Genomic DNA, 16,590 nt, shown 5'->3' on the forward strand with positions numbered 1-16,590 from the left:
ATCCTCTCAGACCAGCTAGAGATCGTCGCCTTGGTGAGCCGTTACCTCACCAACAAGCTAATCTCACTTGGGTTCATCCAATCGCGCAAGGCCCGAAGGTCCCCTGCTTTCCCCCGTAGGGCGTATGCGGTATTAGCCGTCGTTTCCAACGGTTATCCCCCTCGACCGGGCAGATCCCCAAGCATTACTCACCCGTCCGCCGCTCGTCAGCAAAGTAGCAAGCTACCTTCTGTTACCGCTCGACTTGCATGTGTTAGGCCTGCCGCCAGCGTTCAATCTGAGCCATGATCAAACTCTTCAATTAAAGATTTGATGCTCAATGAATATCTGAATTGCTGCTATTTCTAGTGCACTTCACAAATCATTGAAAAACAATATTTTTTGTTTCTCAATCGACTGCGAGTGCCCACACAGTTTGCTTGATAAATTGTTAAAGAGCGTTGACCGCTTTCGCTGGTCAGGGCTGCGTATTCTACGCAATCCTTGGTGTTCGTCAAGCGTTGATTTGAACTTTGTTTGGTTCGCTTTCAACCCTTGTGACCGTTGGCGTGTTGCCCCGTGTCAGTGGAAGCGCATTATAGGGAGCCGCGATTTTTGCGCAAGGGCTTTTTTGACAAAAAGACGGCCTTTAACACCGAATGCTTATTAACCCAGCAAAAGCACAACTTAGCCACAGGGTTATGCACAGCTGACTGTTATTCCTCACGATGGCCGCTCACTTTTCACCCTGCACACTGGCATGAGTTGCTCGGGATCACGTTTACGAGACGGATTACCATGCGGGAAGAAGTCATGAAGCCCGATTGAAGCTATGCTGTTTACGGCATGCATTATTCTTTTTTCCGTTCATCCACTCGAGACGCAATCATCGATGAAGTTATTTCAGCACTCTCCTTTTATACAGTCCCTACTGCTAGCTTTGTTACTGGCCCTGGCAGGCGGCGGCCTGATCGCCATTTCAACGGCTTCCCTGTCTTTTGCACTGATGTTTACGCTTGGTGCGCTGGTGAGTGGTGTTGTTGTGCCACGTCTGATGCAGGCACCGCCTTCTGGGACGTTGGTAACGACGACCTTGTATGTGGGCAACCTGCCTTACCGGGCCAACGAAGCAGTGGTAAGAACCCTGTTTGAGAAGTTTGGCCAGGTGCTGTCGGTAAGGCTGATGAAAGACAGAAACACCGGCAAGCGACGCGGGTTCGGTTTTGTGGAAATGCCCAGCGACGCGGCCGACAAGGCCAGAAATGCGCTGAACGACACCGAGTTTCAACAGCGCACGCTCAAAGTGCGCGAAGCCAACGAACGGAAGGATGACGAAGAGGGCGACAGCCCGGCCTGATCTCTCAGGAAGTGAACTCTTCCAGCCGGCAAAATCCTTCGGCGGCAAAAGCCTCGTCCTGAATCCTGGCTTTTGCCGTTAACCGGGTGCAATAAAGCCGCCCGGCCGGCCCACGCTCCCCTCCGGCGTCGCTGGCAGGCTGTAACAACAGGCTGGCCACACGCCGGGCAATGGCTTCGCCGGAGTCGACCAATTGCGCCTGAGGCAGGCACTGACTTAACTCCTCTGCCAATAATGGAAAGTGGGTGCAGCCCAGCACCAGAGCATCGGGCCCGTCTTCACCCCGCCAGGGCGCCAGAATGCGGGAAAGCCGGGTCATGTCGACGGCCTGACCGGCCAGTTTGCTTTCTGCCATTTTTACCAGCTCGGTGGTACCCAGCATGGACACTTGCATATCGGCGGCAAAGCGTTGCACCAGTTCGGCGGTATAACTGCGGGATACGGTACCGGGTGTCGCCAGCAGACCAATATGATTCAGCTCGTGCAAACGGCAATACTCCGCCGCCGGCTTGATGGCCGGCACCACCCCCACCACCGGAATGTGCAGACGCTCGCGCAGGGCGGGCAGCACGTGGGTGCTGGCGGTGTTACAGGCAATGATAACGATGTCGATGTCGTGGCGAGGTACAAAGGTGGTCAGCAACTCCAGCACACGCTCCACCAGGCGCGCTTCGCCCAGCTCGCCATAGGGAAAGCAGGCGTTGTCGAACAGATAGAAGTACTGGTGTGTCGGCAAAGCGCGATGCACTTCCCGGTAGACGGAAAGGCCACCCATGCCGGAGTCGAAGATAAGAATGTTTGCCACTGACTGCCCTCGCTATGCAAGGGCGCCATGATAACGCCAACGGCCAAAAAAGAAAAAAGCCGGCGCTAAGGCCGGCTTGAGCAGAGTTACCTGATGGATCAGAACCGATAGTCGGCACCGACGTAAAACTCCATATCAGGCGCATCATAATCGAGCACTACTTGGTAGTCTTTGTCGAACAGATTGTTAACCTTACCGTTCAGAGTCAGGTTGTCAGTCAACGGATAACGAGCTCCGATATTCCAGATGGTGTAGGAAGGCAGCACCACCTTTCCTGTTGGCCAGGTGCTGAAATCACTGTCATTGCGCTCACCCACATACAGTACTTGAGCAAACAGGTTGGCACCGGCCACATCGATATCACCGGTCCAGCTGGCCTTGCGCTTGGCACGACGGATCAGCTGGCGACCATCGTTATTCAGATCATCAATATCGGTATGTTCAACGCTGGCAGTATGGTGCAACGGCCCCGTGTTCATTTTGACGGTCAGTTCCAGGCCTTTGATCACCACGTCAGTATTGCCAAACTTTCTCTCGCCCTGACGGCTAATCAGGTTTTGAATGTCATTGCGGTATAGGTTCAACTGCCAATCCAGCAAGGAGTAATCGCCAGACAGCATGAATTCCCAGCTTTCCGATTCCTCCGGTTCCAGGCTGGGCTTTTCATATGAAGGCCAATAGAGCTGGGTAAAACTGGGCGCCTTGAAGGCAGTACCATAGCTAAGGGTAGCCTTGTGCTGTTCCGGTAAATCCACCGACACTGCGGTTTGCCAGGTATCATGGGTGCCGAACTGCTCGTTGTCGTCTACCCGACCGGTCAGCTCGATGGACACAGGCGCCCATGAGTGAAGCACGGAGGCATAAATGCCAGTGTTATCCCGGTTGGGTGCGGAAAAACTGATGAGCCCTGGTGGAAAGGTATTCCAGTCCTGCGCTCTAGAACGGGACAGCAACCGCTCCCGTTGCCAATCCACGCCCGCCAGTACATAGCCAGTGTCGGCATAGTTGTACTGGGTCAGCCCCGCAACCTGAGTAACAGCTGTGCTGAGGTTGGTCTGGTACTGGCTATCTTTGCCTTCATTCTCATTCCAGGAAAGCAGCTCGGTCTCGCCGTAGCTCACGCTAAACTGACTGTTCAGTTGCTCTCCCTTGTAACGAATGCCGGTATCGGCCTGATAAGCAGTGGTCTGCGAGTAATCGCCGTTCCAAGGATTGATGAAATCGCTGTTGACGTCATAGGCCACCTCATCCCTCCAGGTGTTCAGATTGGCATCAAAGGTCCAATGCTGATCCAGCTGGTGCTCCACGCCTAAAGTCAGGTTTTTGCTTTCAAAGCCATCGCGATCCGGTTCCTTATTATTGCTCACCACATCATAACCCCGGGTTTCTCGGTAACCGGTCGCCACTTGCAGGCGGGTAGCATCGGTCACCCACTGGTTAATGGAGACGTCGGCGGCATAGTAGTCATTGCTACCGGTGGTCACACTTACCTGGGCCGTATTAACCTGAGAAGTAGTAATAATGTTGACCACACCACCAATGGCCTTGGAGCCATAAATGGCGGCACGGGGGCCTCGAATATACTCGATGCGCTCCACGTTATTGACCGGCAACTGACTGAAGTTCGCATCTCCGGAAACGGATCTGGCCATGGGCTTGCCATTGAGCAGCACCAACACGTGATCGGAGTTGGTCCCCCGAATAAAGAGACTGGAGTTTTGACCGATACCACCATTTTGGGTACCAAACTGCATGCCCGGCAGGGTCTCCAGCAGATCCACCAGGGAGCGGGGCTGGCGGCGTTCAATTTCGGCCTTGGTGATCACTTCCACCGGGGCCAGGGCACTGGTAAGGGGCTGCTCTACCCGGTTGTAGATGGTGATGGAGGTAGGATCGGTTGAATTCTGGGCAAAGGCGGCCCATGGCAGCAGGGTAGCCACCAACAGCTTTCTGGTCATGTTCTTCCCTAGTTCGCGTAGTGAGGCCCGCAGGCCCTGTGATTTCCTCTTTGGCAGGTATTCGGGCTTAAAGGCTCGGGCAGTTGCCCACCTACGGCGACGGCTTCCCACCTTGCGGCAGTGCCTGGAGTTGCTCCGTGTCGCTTTCGTTCCTTCTTACCGCTGCGCGCCAGCTCCGGATTTGCACCGGATTCCCGTTTACGCCTGTCGGCACCAAAGCGCGGGCATTATAGATAAAGGGTGACTGGGTGTATATGCATGATTTTTGAGAATAAACGCATTATTACGCGTGTTTTAAAAACATGAGCCGGCTCGCAACCACAAAAAATTTACATATATTTAACCTAGTACCTTTTGATAGCCTGCAACCTGGGTTATCAATAAATTCAAATGAGTACCGAGGAGAGAACATCATGGCCAGCAATTCCAACAAGCAGCCGCCGGAGCAGCGAGGGCTGCACGAGCTTTACGGGGAAGATCCCATCAAGGCCGATGAGCAGCTCTGGGGCCGGGAAACCGACCCCAACAGCCGTCGTGGCTTTTTAAGACGCAGCGGCCTGCTGGCCATGGCCACGGCGCTGGGAGCCAGCATTCCCTTTGCCAAAAACATGCCCGCCGGGCTGATCCCGGCGGCCTTTGCCCAGTCCGACGAGCCCTTTTCCCTGCCGGGCAAGGAAGGCCTGGTGGTGCTCAACGACAGGCCCATTAACGCCGAGACCCCGCCCCACCTGCTGGATGATGAAATCACCCCGGCCAAGCACATGTTTGTGCGCAACAACGGCCTGGTGCCCAATATCGAAACCCTTAACCCGGACAACTGGACCCTGGAGATAGGTGGCGAGTCCTGTGAAACTCCCCGCATCTTTACCATTGCCGATCTCAAGGCACAGTTTGAACACCACAGCTATCAGCTGACGGTGGAATGTGGCGGCAATGGCCGCAGTGAATACGTGCCGGCGGCCAGCGGTAACCAGTGGACCACCGGCGCCGTGGCCAGTCCCAAATTCACCGGCGTGCGGCTGCGGGACGTACTGGAAGCCTGCGGCATCAAGAAAGACGCCGTCTATATCGGCTATTACGGTGCCGACCTGCACCCCAGCGGTGACCCGAGCCGGGAGTCCATCTCCCGGGGCGTGCCCATGTCCAAGGCGCTGGAAGATGAAACCCTGATCGCCTGGGCCATGAACGATGAGGATCTGCCGGTGCTTAACGGTCATCCGCTGCGGCTGGTGTGCGGCGGCTGGCCCGCCTCCACCTCGGGCAAGTGGCTGAAGAAAATCGTGATCCGTAACCAGGTTCATGACGGTAACAAGATGGCGGCACCATCCTACAGCGTACCCAAATATCCGGTCGCGCCGGGCACTCAGGTACCGAATGAAGACATGGAAATCATTCAGTCCATGCCGGTCAAGTCGCTGATCACCTTTCCCAAAACCGGTATCAGCCATCAGCTGGGTCAGCCGCTGGCGGTGCGCGGCCATGCCTGGGCCGGCGATCTGTCTGTGAGCGAGCTGCATCTGTCCATCGACTTTGGCGCCACCTGGCACAAGGCCGACCTGCGTAAACCCGCCAACCGGCTGGCCTGGCAGCACTGGCAAAGCGAGCTGAGCTTTCCGGAAAAAGGCTATTACGAGATCTGGGCCAAGGCGGTCGACAGCAACGGCAAGGCCCAGCCCATGGTCGTGCCGGGCTGGAACCCCAAGGGCTATCTCAACAACGCCTGCCATCGCATTGCGGTGCAAGTCATTTAAACGTCCAGGAGGCAAGCATGATAATACGCACTGCTGTACTGGGATTGTTGCTGGGACTGGCCACCGCACCGGCGCTGGCCGCCGAGCAGGATCCGCAAACCGGTTTTATTATCGCTCCCGGCTGGGAGACGGTGCGCAACAACTGCACCGCCTGCCATTCCTCCAAACTGGTGACGCAAAACAGCGGCAGCCGGCAGCACTGGCTGTCGCTGATCCGCTGGATGCAGGAAAAACAGGGACTGTGGACCTTTGATGCCCAGACCGAAGAAACCATACTCGGCTACCTGAGCACCGCCTATGGCCCCAAGACCGGCGCCCGCCGGCCTCCGCTCACGGCCGACCAGCTGCCGGACAACCCTTACCGCCAGCCCAGCAACTAAACCCCGCCGCCGCGCTGATGCGCGGCGGCGGCTTTTTCACCCTTTCTTTTTTACTCAAGGACCCCTCATGCCCGGCCGTTACATACAGGTTGGCAACGGCTGTCGCGTCCGGCTGCGCCAACACGAGAGCAGGGTTTCCCTGTGGTTGTTGCACCGCTCACCCGGTGTGTCTTGCTGTAAAAAAGGAAGTGAACTTGTCAGTACCTCGTCTCGCCTACGCGCCCCTCGCCGGCCTGCTGCTGGCCACCCTGACCGGTTGTGCCAATCATCTGCCGGAAGAAACCGTTAATGCCATGGACATCGACCGGGAAACCCTGCACCAGCAGCGGCTGGTTCAGCCCCTGTCCGGTGACCCGCGCTTTATTCAGCAACCGGGCCCGGCCTTCAGTGCCACCGAAGAGCAAAGCTTTCGCGTCAGTACCTACTCGGTGAACAAGACCCTGGAGGTCTATACCCCCTATCAGCCTTTGCGCGAGATTTACGAGCTGCCGCTGGGGGTGGTGATGAGCGCAGGCGGCGTGGTGTTTTCCATCGTTGATGTCATTCCCTTCTTTGGCATGCTGCCCGATGTGATGACCAAGGACCTGCTGGCCCACGGCGTGGCCGGCATCAATCCCCTGATGAACATCGAAAGCCAGGCCCGCAGTGAAAAGCGCGTACTGGGGACGCCCGAGCGGGAGCTGATCGATGAAAAAACCAAGCAAAGCCGGCTACCACTGCGCGGGGTGCCCGTTATCGCCCGCCTGAATGGTCAGGCCACTACCCTGACCACCGATGAGCGGGGCCGCCTGAACGTTGACCTGCTGGCCCTGACCACAGCCACCACCGCCCCGGACGAACTCACCCTGAGCACCACTGGTGAGGACGGCGAGCCCATCCGGGCTGCCTTTCCCCTGACCCGTCAGTTGTCGGTAAGGCTGCAACAGGCCCGGAAATTGCTCGACAAGTATCAGGCCGATAACACACTGACCGATCCGGCCGAAGCGGTAAAAGATCTCACCAAGCTGAGTGGCTGGGGCTTTGAAAACGAAGTGCGTGACCTTGAACAACGCATTCGTGCCGGCCTGAACGCCAGCCAGCTGGCCGAGTTCGACCGCCAGCTGGTACAGGCCCTGGCGGGCTGAATCAGTAATTAATGCTGATGTAGGGCACTTCTTTCACGTTTTGTCGGGCCTTGATGGCCACGGTCAGCACAAAGAAGAAATTAGCCAACACATTGGCAAACCGGGGCAGGGTTTCGTCGAAGCGCCTGCCCTCTTGTTCCAGCCGTACCAGCATGCGCACGATTTTTTTGGCCGTGCAGCGGCACAAATGCAGTTGCGGTACCGGTGCCGGCCCGCGCGGCAGCACAAAGCCCGTTACCCGGCCCTCGGTTTGCTGCTGATAGTGGCTGTAGCGTGCTTTCAGCCACTCGATATCCTGCTCAAAAATCCCGTTTTTGCCCCGCACAGAGCCATTGAGGTTGTAGATCAGCGGCTGCAGCCGTTCGAGATCGGCACGAATGTCATCACAGCCCTCGGGCAGGCCCGACAGCACCACGCCAATATGACAGCAGAGCTCGTCGGTAAGAATTTCATAGTCACAGGTGAGGCGGGTTTCATAAATAAAGGGATAACACCACTCCCGCAGATCGTCCGGCTTGGGTCGCCGCATGGGCTTGCTCCTGATATGAAAATACTGGCCGCAGTCTGGCAAAAAGCCGTCATCGCCACCAGCACCGGCCGGCCAACTGGACAAATTCACTACAACCCGTAGAATTTGCGCTCCGTTTTAAAGTGAGGCACGTCATGAGCACCCAGGTCACCCCGCACAGCTACCAGACCCAACTGGACGAAAAGGCCGCCCGGCTGGAGCAGACCTTTGCTCCCTTTACTCCGCCCCGGCTGGAGGTATTTGCCTCCGAGCCCGAGCATTACCGCATGCGGGCCGAGTTCCGGGTGTGGCATGAAGGCGACGACCTCTACTACATCATGTTTGACCAGGCCACGCGGGAAAAATACCGGGTGGAGCAGTTCCCTGCCGCCTCACGACTGATTAACACCGCCATGCCGCTGCTGCTGGAGGCGCTCAGGCCCAATCCGGTGCTGCGGCGCAAGCTGTTTCAGGTGGACTTTTTGTCGTCGCTCAGCAACGAGCTGGTGATAAGCCTGCTCTACCATCGCCAGCTGGGTGACGACTGGCAGGCCGAGGTAGCGCCCCTGCGCGCCTGGCTGAAAGAAAGGGGCATCAGCGCCCATATCATTGGCCGCGCCAAAAAACAGAAGCTGGTGCACGACTGCGATTACGTAGTGGAAAGGCTGAACGTTGCCGGCCGCGAGCTGGTTTACCAGCAGGTGGAAAACAGCTTTACCCAACCCAACGGCCGCATGAACGAACACATGCTGAGCTGGGCCCTGGACGTGACCCAGGGTGCCAGTGGCGATCTGCTGGAGCTGTACTGCGGCAACGGCAATTTCTCCCTGGCGCTGGCACCAAACTTTCGCCGGGTACTGGCCACGGAAATTTCCAGCTCCTCGGTCAAATCGGCCCAGTACAATATCGCCGCCAACGCCATCGACAACGTCACCATACTGCGCATGTCGGCGGAAGAGTTTACCCAGGCCATGCGGGGCGTTCGCGAGTTCCGCCGGCTGAAAGGGGTGGATCTCAAGAGCTATGACTGCAACACCATACTGGTGGATCCGCCTCGTGCCGGGCTGGACGAAGAAACGGTAAGACTGGTGCAGGAGTACGACAATATCGTCTATATCTCCTGCAATCCGGACACACTGCAGCAGAACCTTGAGACGCTGAGCGAGACGCACAACATCAGCCGCTTTGCGCTGTTTGATCAGTTCCCCTACACCCATCATATGGAAGCCGGCGTGTACCTGACTCGCAAATAATCAGAAGAATCACAATACGAAACATCAGTGCGGTTTCGCCTGCAAAAAGAAAACAAAAAAAGGGGAGCCGAAGCTCCCCTTTTTCATGCATGGGCTGATACTCAGTCCTGCATGTAGTTTTCCGGCAGATCGATGCGGGCAACACCGGATTCCACGGCGGCCACGGCCACGGCACGGGCTACGCGGGGCAGCAGGCGCGGGTCCATCGGCTTCGGAATCACGTAGTCCTTGCCGAATTCCAGAGCCTCGTAACCGGAAGCAGTCAGCACTTCCTGCGGTACCGGCTCCTTGGCCAGAGAGCGGATGGCGTCAACGGCAGCCACTTTCATTTCGTCGTTGATCTGGGTGGCACGCACGTCCAGAGCACCGCGGAAGATGAAGGGGAAGCACAGTACGTTGTTCACCTGGTTGGGGTAGTCGGAACGACCGGTACCCATGACCAGATCGTCACGAGTGGCGTGAGCCAGCTCGGGCTTGATTTCCGGATCCGGGTTGGAGCAGGCGAAGATCACCGGGTTCGGTGCCATCAGCTTGACGGCGTCGGCCGGCAGTACGTCGGGGCCGGATACGCCCACGAATACGTCGGCGTCGGTGATCACGTCTTCCAGAGTGCGCTTGTCGGTGTTGTTGGCAAACAGCGCCTTGTACTCGTTCAGGTCGTCACGACGAGTATGGATCACACCGTTACGGTCCAGCATGTAGATGTTTTCACGCTGGGCGCCACACTTGATCAGCAGCTCCATACAGGCAACGGCGGCAGCACCGGCACCCATACATACGATGTGCGCGTCGGCAATGTCCTTGCCCTGTACTTCCAGCGAGTTGATAAGACCCGCTGCGGTTACAATGGCAGTGCCGTGCTGGTCATCGTGGAATACGGGCACGTTGCAGCGCTCGATCAGTTCACGTTCAATTTCAAAGCACTCGGGCGCCTTGATGTCTTCCAGGTTGATACCGCCAAAGGTGTCGGCAATGGACTCAACGGTCTGGATGAATTCTTCGGTGGTGCGGTGCTTGACTTCGATATCCACGGAGTCGAGGCCGGCGAAACGCTTGAACAGCAGCGCCTTGCCTTCCATTACCGGCTTGGAAGCCAGCGGGCCCAGGTTGCCCAGACCCAGGATGGCGGTACCGTTGGAGATAACCGCAACCAGGTTGCCCTTGGCAGTGTACTTATAGGCATTTTCCGGATCGGCGGCGATTTCGCGCACCGGCTCGGCTACGCCCGGGCTGTAGGCCAGGGCCAGATCCTTGGCGGTTTCCGCCGGCTTGCTGATTTCAACGGAGATTTTGCCCGGCTTGGGGAAAGCATGATAGTCGAGCGCTTTTTGACGGAAGTCGGTCATTTTGCGAGTACCCTGATGCGATTGTAGACATTTATTCGATTACACTGTGAACAAGTTTATCACAATGTTTATACAATGTGATACTAATCAACTTTTTTCACCTTGCCCAGTCTGATCCCGTTATTTTTCACGGTAAAACTGCCAGGGCTGGTTAAGCCAAAGCAGCCACCCGGAATCGGTTTTGCGTGCCCGCCCGCGGACAAACAACCGCTCGCCGGCTTGCAGCCGACCCAGTTCCCGGCGTGAGCCGGCAGGCAGTTGCCGCCCGGTGCGAACCTCGAGGCCACCCTCGGCCAGCAGCCTGATCTGGCCGCGGTGTGAGCGCAGGTCGCGTACCCTGATCACCAGGCGTTGCCAGCCGGGCCGTTCGGGAACGGCGGGCAGGTCGCGTGACCAGATGCCCAATCTCCGACGGTAAGCCCGCTGCTCGGCCTGCAACAGGCACTGCCAGTGACCGTGGTTGGGCGGGATCAGCATCAACTCACCCAGGCCCGCCGCCAGCATGGATATGACCAGCAGGCGACCATCATCGGTCAATGGATGAGCCAAAAGGCGTCCGTAATCATCACGCCTTTTACGCGCAAAAACCAGTTTCATTTGACCCCCTACTGATAATTTATTGTGCAGCCACCGCCGGGCCGCCCGCGCACCCGGTTCGGGAGCGAACTGACCGTTTTTGTATAATTCCGGCGCATTGATACCAATAAGGCGTATACGTCTGCCATCCATAAGATGAACAGTATCTCCATCTATTACTTTTTTAACATTTACGGTTTCGTACTGATGGTATTGCGGACAGGCAGAAAGGGCTTCAGGCGGAAATAAAATAAACAGAAAAAGCCAGACGCGAACAAACATGAGGGCACACCGGGGTGAGGCAGGCCTGATTAACCATGGAACAGAGGGAGGAACAACGCAAATTGCAGGCAACAAAAAAGCGCCCGCAGGCGCTTTTTCGAGACAAGTGCAGCAACTTACTTCTTGCTGCCCAGCATGCCGAAACGCTTGTTGAAGCGATCAACACGGCCGCCGGTGTCAAGGATCTTCTGCTTGCCGGTGAAGAAGGGGTGGCAAGCGGAGCAAACGTCCAGGTTCAGATCATGGCCCAGGGTGGAGCGGGTCTTGATCTCGTTACCGCAAGAACATTTGGCAACAATTTCTTTGTATTCCGGATGGATACCTTGTTTCATGGACAACCTCTGTCAATAGGCCGTGTCGCTATCTGATCCTGAGCCAGACACCACACGAGTGATACACGTTTTGTGAAGGGTGCGAATAATATAGGATCGCCTTTTTTCAGGCAAGGAAAATGCGGATGAAAAAACCAGCAACAACCCCACCGGCGCAACAGGCCCTGCTGCGGGTGGTGCTGCCCGTTCCGCTGCGCCGGGAGTTCGACTACCTGTGCCCACTGCCCCTGCCTGCGCCCGGCTGCCGGGTACGAGTCCCGTTCGGTAACCGGGCTCTGGTCGGACTGGTGCTGGCCCACCCCGATCAAACCGACGTTGACCTTGCCCGCATCAAGCCCGTCACCACTATTATCGACACCATTCCCGTCCTTGGCGAGGCCGAGCTGAAACTGCTGGCCTGGGCGGCCCGGTATTATCTGCACCCGCCGGGGGAAGTGTATTTTCAGGCCCTGCCTACCCTGTTGCGCAAGGGTGAGGACGCCGGCTACAAACCGGTGGAGGTCTGGCACGGGCTGGACGGGGACACCAGCACCCTGAGCCGGGCGGTCAAACAAAAACAGGCCTTTGAGCTGCTGGCGCCGAGCCCCATGACACCAGGGGAGCTGGCAGCCCGGGGCGTGCCTTCGGCCATTCTGAATGCCCTGGCCAAAAAAGGACTGGCAGAGAAAAAGGAACAACTGCCCGCCCGCAGCGACTGGCGCGGTGACATACGTATTAATGAAGACGGCAAACCACGCCTGACCACGGAGCAGGCACTGGCAGTCAGCCTGTTGCAGCAGGCCGGCGACTTCAGTCCCTTTCTGCTGGAAGGCATTACCGGCTCGGGCAAGACCGAAGTCTACCTTCAGGCCATGGAGCCGGTACTGAAAGCCGGCAAACAGGTGCTGGTGATGGTGCCGGAGATCGGCCTCACGCCTCAGACCATCGCCCGTTTTCAGCGCCGCTTTCCGCTGCCGGTGTGCACCCTGCACTCGGCCATGAACGAGCGCGAGCGCCTCGACGCCTGGCTGGCCTGCAGGGACGGCAGTGCCGCCATCGTGATCGGCACCCGCTCGGCCCTGCTCACTCCCTTTGAAAAACTCGGGCTGATTATCATCGACGAGGAGCACGACAGTTCGTTCAAGCAGCAGGACGGCTTTCGCTACCACGCCCGGGATCTGGCACTGCTGCGCGCTCAGCAGCTCAACATTCCCATCGTGCTGGGCTCGGCCACCCCTAGCTTTGAAAGCCTGTACAACGCCGCCAGTGGCAAGTATCGGTTACTGACCCTGAGCCAGCGGCCGGGCAGCGCTACCATGGCCGAACACCTGCTGCTCGACAGCCGGCACGTGCAGCTGGAAGCCGGGCTGTCGCCCCAGCTGCAACAGCTGATGGCGGAAGAGCTGGAAAAAGGCAATCAGGTCATGCTGTTTCTCAACCGCCGGGGCTATGCCCCCGTGCTGCTGTGCCACGACTGCGGCTGGCTGGCGGACTGCGAGCGCTGCGATGCCCACTATACCTGGCACAAGAGCGGCAACCGGCTGCACTGCCATCACTGCGATCATCAGCGTGCCCGACCGCCTCAATGTCCCCAGTGTGGCAGCAGCCAGCTGGTGGGCACCGGTTTGGGCACCGAGCAGGTGGAGCAGGCGCTGGCGGCGATGTTCCCTCAGTACAACGCCATTCGCATCGACCGGGACAACACTCGGCGCAAGGGCAGCTTTGAGCAGCATCTGGAAGGTATTCGCGCCGGCAAGTACCAAATTTTGATCGGCACCCAAATGCTGGCCAAGGGTCATCACTTTCCCGATGTGACCCTGGTGGCCATGCTGGATGTGGACGGCGCCCTGTTTGCCGGCGACTTTCGCGCCGCCGAGCGTCTGGCCCAGCTTTACATTCAGGTGGCCGGGCGGGCCGGCCGGGCCAGCAAGCCGGGCCGGGTGGTGTTGCAGACCCACCATCCGGATCACGCTCTGCTGCAGGATCTGGCCAATCAGGGCTATCGCCATTTCGCCCACACCGCCCTGGAAGAACGCCGTCAGGCCGGGCTGCCACCCTACAGCTATCAGGCGCTGTTTCGCTGTCAGGCCACCCAGGGCGAAGCCTGCCGGGAGTTTCTGGTGCCGCTGGCTCAACAACTGGCCCCTGCCCTGCCCGCGTCCGTGCTGTGCCTGGGGCCCTTCAGTGCCCGCATGGAGCGCAAGGCCGGGCAGTTCCGTTACCAGATGCTGTTGCAGGCCTGCAGCCGCCGGGATCTGGCCAGCGCCTGCCGGCGGGCACTGGCCATTGCCGACACCTTACCCGCAGCACGCCGGGTGAGGTGGTCACTGGATATTGATCCGCAGGAGTTGTGGTGAGGCGGTGAAACCGGCTCAGTGCCGCTGTCCGGGCTGAGGGTCGGGGGTAATCATCGACAGCAGAAAGGTCAGGGCCCGGCGGCAACTGGGCTCGCTCATCAGCAGCTGGGTATAGTCGTTCTTGATAGGCAACACTTCCAGCCAGCGCTGGGTGATCCAGGCGGCGTCCTGCCAGCGGGGATCCGGATGCAGCTCCGCCAGCTCCGGATATTCGGTAAAGACTTCCTGCAATTTGTCGGAAAGAATTTGCTCCACCGGCGACAGAGAGCAGGAACGCCAGTTGTCGAGCAACTCCACCTCGGCCTGCAACAGGCCATCGGCTTCCCGCTCCAGCTCGCGAATGCGAAAGCGCTCGGTGGCTTCCACGGTAATGCCGAGCAGGCCCCCCTCCAGGGTATAAAAGTCGACGATTTTCACCCGGGAGCCCAGCATGTAAAGATCGCCCTTGCCGCTGTCGTCGGGTTCTTCCAGCATGCCGATGCCAAAACCGCGCTCATTCTGACCGGCCTCGGCCACCATGCGCACGTATTTGGGCTCAAAAATGCGCAGTGGTACCCGGCCTTCCGGCAGCAGGTGCAGGGTGAGCGGTAACAGTGCCAGTTTCATGGGCGGCTCCTTCGTTGCTTCTCTCAGCATGAACGACGGCGGCAGACTTCGCCACCAGGGGTCTGTTTTGAAGCCATTGGCCATTTATGCCATTACATTCACAAAGACCCGTTTTCAATGCCCCCACTTTCAGGGCGGTCAGCCGGCGGCCTTGAACGGTAGTTTTTGACGCCCGTTATGAGTAGAATTTGGGCCCCTCAGGTTTTCTTCGACCTTGTCTCAAACTTTGGTGAACTGATAATGAAAGAACATATTCAAGCGCTGCTTGAGCAGACGGTCTCTACTCTCAAGCAACAGGGCCAACTGCCTGCCGAGCTGGAGCCCCGCATCCAGGTAGACCGCACCAAAGACAAGGCTCACGGCGATCTGGCCACCAACCTGGCGCTGCTGCTGGCCAAGCCGGCCAAACAAAACCCCCGCGCCCTGGCACAGCTGCTGGTGGACAACCTGCCCGCGTCCGAGCTGGTAGCCAAAACCGAGCTGGCCGGCCCCGGCTTTATCAACTTCTTTCTAGACAGCGCCTGGCTGGCCCGCCAGATCGATGCCATGGTGGCCGACGAGCGTGCCAACGTACCGGCAACCGAGCAGCCGCAAACCGTGGTGGTAGATTACTCCGCTCCCAACGTGGCCAAGGAAATGCACGTGGGTCACCTGCGCTCTACCATTATCGGCGACGCCGTGGTGCGCACTCTGGAATTTCTCGGCCACAAGGTGATTCGCGCCAACCACATCGGCGACTGGGGTACCCAGTTTGGCATGCTGATCGCCTACCTGGAAAAGCTGGAGCAGGAAAATCCGGACGTGCTGTCTTCCGGCCTGTCGGATCTGGAGCAGTTCTACCGCGAGTCCAAGCAGCAGTACGATGCCGACCCCGACTTTGCCGAGCGCGCCCGTAACTATGTGGTGAAACTGCAGGGCGGTGACGCCTACTGCCTGAACATGTGGCAGAAACTGGTGGACGTGACCCTGAAACACAATCAGGAAGTGTACGACCGCCTGGGCGTATCCCTGACCCCTGACAATGTCATGGGTGAAAGCATGTACAACCCCATGCTGAACGACATCGTCGCCGATCTGCAGCAGCAAGGGCTGGCGGTAGAAGACGAAGGCGCGCTGGTGGTGTACCTCGACGAATACAAGAACAAGGATGGCGACCCCATGGGCGTTATCGTGCGCAAGAAGGACGGCGGTTTCCTCTATACCACCACCGACATCGCCTGCGCCAAGTATCGTTACGAGCAGCTGGGTGCCGACCGGGCGCTGTATTTTATCGACTCCCGCCAGCACCAGCACCTGATGCAGGCCTGGACCATCGTCCGCAAGGCCGGTTACGTGCCCGAGTCCATGAGCCTGGAGCACCACGCCTTTGGCATGATGCTGGGCAAGGACGGTCGCCCGTTCAAAACCCGCTCCGGCGGCACCATTAAGCTGGTGGACCTGCTCGACGAAGCCCAAGAGCGCGCCGCCGCCCTGCTGGAGCAGAAAAAGACCGATCTCGGCGCCGACGAAAAGGCCCAGGTCGCCAAGCGGGTGGCCATGGCGGCGGTGAAATACGCCGATCTGTCCAAGAGCCGCACCACCGACTACATCTTTGACTGGGACAACATGCTGTCGTTCGAGGGCAACACCGCCCCCTACCTGCAGTATGCCTACACCCGCGTACAGTCCATCTTCCGCAAGGCCGGCGTCAGCGCCGAGGCCCTGGAAGGGGCCGTGGTCATTGAGGCGCCGGCAGAAGAAGCCCTGGCGCAGAAGCTGGTGCAGTTCAACGACACCGTCAAGTCGGTGGCCGACAAGGGCATGCCGCACCTGCTGTGTCTGTACCTGTACGAATTGTCCGGTGCCTTTATGAGCTTTTACGAAGCCTGCCCCATCAACAAGGAGGGTGTACCCGCCGAGGCCCGGGCCAGCCGCCTGCGCCTGTGTGCCGCCACCGCCAAGGTTCTGCAGCAGGGTCTGTCTCTGCTGGGCATAGATACCCTGGAGCGCATGTAAGC

General features: G+C 58.5%; 14 protein-coding genes, 1 rRNA gene and 1 riboswitch. Of the genes, 7 read left to right on the top strand and 8 right to left on the bottom strand.

The features are described from left to right. A 16S ribosomal RNA gene (locus Q9290_RS10850) occupies positions 1-304 on the bottom strand; the annotation flags it as partial. Positions 305-871: 567 nt separating this feature from the next. On the opposite strand from Q9290_RS10850, the gene Q9290_RS10855 reads away from it, so the two are divergent. Then, positions 872-1,336: an RNA recognition motif domain-containing protein gene (locus Q9290_RS10855; RefSeq protein ID WP_306079883.1), complete on the top strand. Its 465-nt coding sequence runs from the start codon at positions 872-874 to the stop codon at positions 1,334-1,336. 4 nt (positions 1,337-1,340) lie between these two features. On the opposite strand, the gene murI is transcribed toward Q9290_RS10855, so the two are convergent. Both murI and Q9290_RS10865 read right to left on the bottom strand, forming a co-directional pair. After that, positions 1,341-2,141 (bottom strand): glutamate racemase, encoded by an 801-nt coding sequence (gene murI / locus Q9290_RS10860; RefSeq protein ID WP_306079672.1) that lies wholly within the window; start codon positions 2,139-2,141, stop codon positions 1,341-1,343. 98 nt (positions 2,142-2,239) lie between these two features. Beyond that, complete coding sequence (locus Q9290_RS10865; protein WP_306079673.1) at positions 2,240-4,099, bottom strand: TonB-dependent receptor domain-containing protein; 1,860 nt, start codon at positions 4,097-4,099, stop codon at positions 2,240-2,242. Between the two features lie 35 nt (positions 4,100-4,134). Beyond that, positions 4,135-4,332, bottom strand: a riboswitch (cobalamin riboswitch). 180 nt (positions 4,333-4,512) lie between these two features. Between Q9290_RS10865 and Q9290_RS10870 the strand changes: the two genes are divergently transcribed. The 3 genes from Q9290_RS10870 (at position 4,513) to Q9290_RS10880 (ending at position 7,354) form a co-directional block, all read left to right on the top strand. Continuing rightward, entirely contained in the window at positions 4,513-5,850 is a 1,338-nt protein-coding gene (locus Q9290_RS10870) for a sulfite oxidase (protein WP_306079674.1), read from the top strand. Positions 5,851-5,867: 17 nt separating this feature from the next. Then, positions 5,868-6,230 (top strand): hypothetical protein, encoded by a 363-nt coding sequence (locus Q9290_RS10875; RefSeq protein ID WP_306079675.1) that lies wholly within the window; start codon positions 5,868-5,870, stop codon positions 6,228-6,230. A gap of 194 nt (positions 6,231-6,424) precedes the next feature. Then, positions 6,425-7,354: a hypothetical protein gene (locus Q9290_RS10880; protein ID WP_306079676.1), complete on the top strand. Its 930-nt coding sequence runs from the start codon at positions 6,425-6,427 to the stop codon at positions 7,352-7,354. A gap of 1 nt (position 7,355) precedes the next feature. On the opposite strand, the gene Q9290_RS10885 is transcribed toward Q9290_RS10880, so the two are convergent. Further along, entirely contained in the window at positions 7,356-7,883 is a 528-nt protein-coding gene (locus Q9290_RS10885; RefSeq protein ID WP_306079677.1) for an ATP--cob(I)alamin adenosyltransferase, read from the bottom strand. 134 nt (positions 7,884-8,017) lie between these two features. On the opposite strand from Q9290_RS10885, the gene trmA reads away from it, so the two are divergent. Then, a complete protein-coding gene (gene trmA / locus Q9290_RS10890; RefSeq protein ID WP_306079678.1) occupies positions 8,018-9,115 on the top strand; it encodes a tRNA (uridine(54)-C5)-methyltransferase TrmA in 1,098 nt (365 codons plus the stop codon). 101 nt (positions 9,116-9,216) lie between these two features. Here trmA and Q9290_RS10895 read toward each other — a convergent pair whose 3' ends face one another. The 3 genes from Q9290_RS10895 to rpmE all read right to left on the bottom strand — a co-directional run bounded on the left by Q9290_RS10895 (position 9,217) and on the right by rpmE (position 11,651). Then, the gene (locus Q9290_RS10895) at positions 9,217-10,461 is read right to left on the bottom strand and encodes a malic enzyme-like NAD(P)-binding protein (RefSeq protein ID WP_306079679.1); all 1,245 of its coding nucleotides are present in this window, start codon (positions 10,459-10,461) and stop codon (positions 9,217-9,219) included. A gap of 120 nt (positions 10,462-10,581) precedes the next feature. After that, on the bottom strand, positions 10,582-11,319 hold the full coding sequence (locus Q9290_RS10900; protein WP_306079680.1) for a thermonuclease family protein: 738 nt from the start codon (positions 11,317-11,319) through the stop codon (positions 10,582-10,584). Between the two features lie 116 nt (positions 11,320-11,435). Then, entirely contained in the window at positions 11,436-11,651 is a 216-nt protein-coding gene (gene rpmE / locus Q9290_RS10905) for a 50S ribosomal protein L31 (RefSeq protein WP_306079681.1), read from the bottom strand. 125 nt (positions 11,652-11,776) lie between these two features. Between rpmE and priA the strand changes: the two genes are divergently transcribed. After that, complete coding sequence (priA, locus tag Q9290_RS10910; RefSeq protein ID WP_306079682.1) at positions 11,777-13,987, top strand: primosomal protein N'; 2,211 nt, start codon at positions 11,777-11,779, stop codon at positions 13,985-13,987. A gap of 15 nt (positions 13,988-14,002) precedes the next feature. On the opposite strand, the gene Q9290_RS10915 is transcribed toward priA, so the two are convergent. Then, positions 14,003-14,593: an LON peptidase substrate-binding domain-containing protein gene (locus Q9290_RS10915; RefSeq protein WP_306079683.1), complete on the bottom strand. Its 591-nt coding sequence runs from the start codon at positions 14,591-14,593 to the stop codon at positions 14,003-14,005. Between the two features lie 240 nt (positions 14,594-14,833). On the opposite strand from Q9290_RS10915, the gene argS reads away from it, so the two are divergent. After that, on the top strand, positions 14,834-16,588 hold the full coding sequence (gene argS / locus Q9290_RS10920) for an arginine--tRNA ligase (protein ID WP_306079684.1): 1,755 nt from the start codon (positions 14,834-14,836) through the stop codon (positions 16,586-16,588). The last annotated feature ends 2 nt before the right edge of the window (positions 16,589-16,590 follow it).

The sequence above is a fragment of the Oceanimonas aquatica genome, from assembly GCF_030732065.1.
Classification (GTDB): Bacteria; Pseudomonadota; Gammaproteobacteria; order Enterobacterales; family Aeromonadaceae; genus Oceanimonas.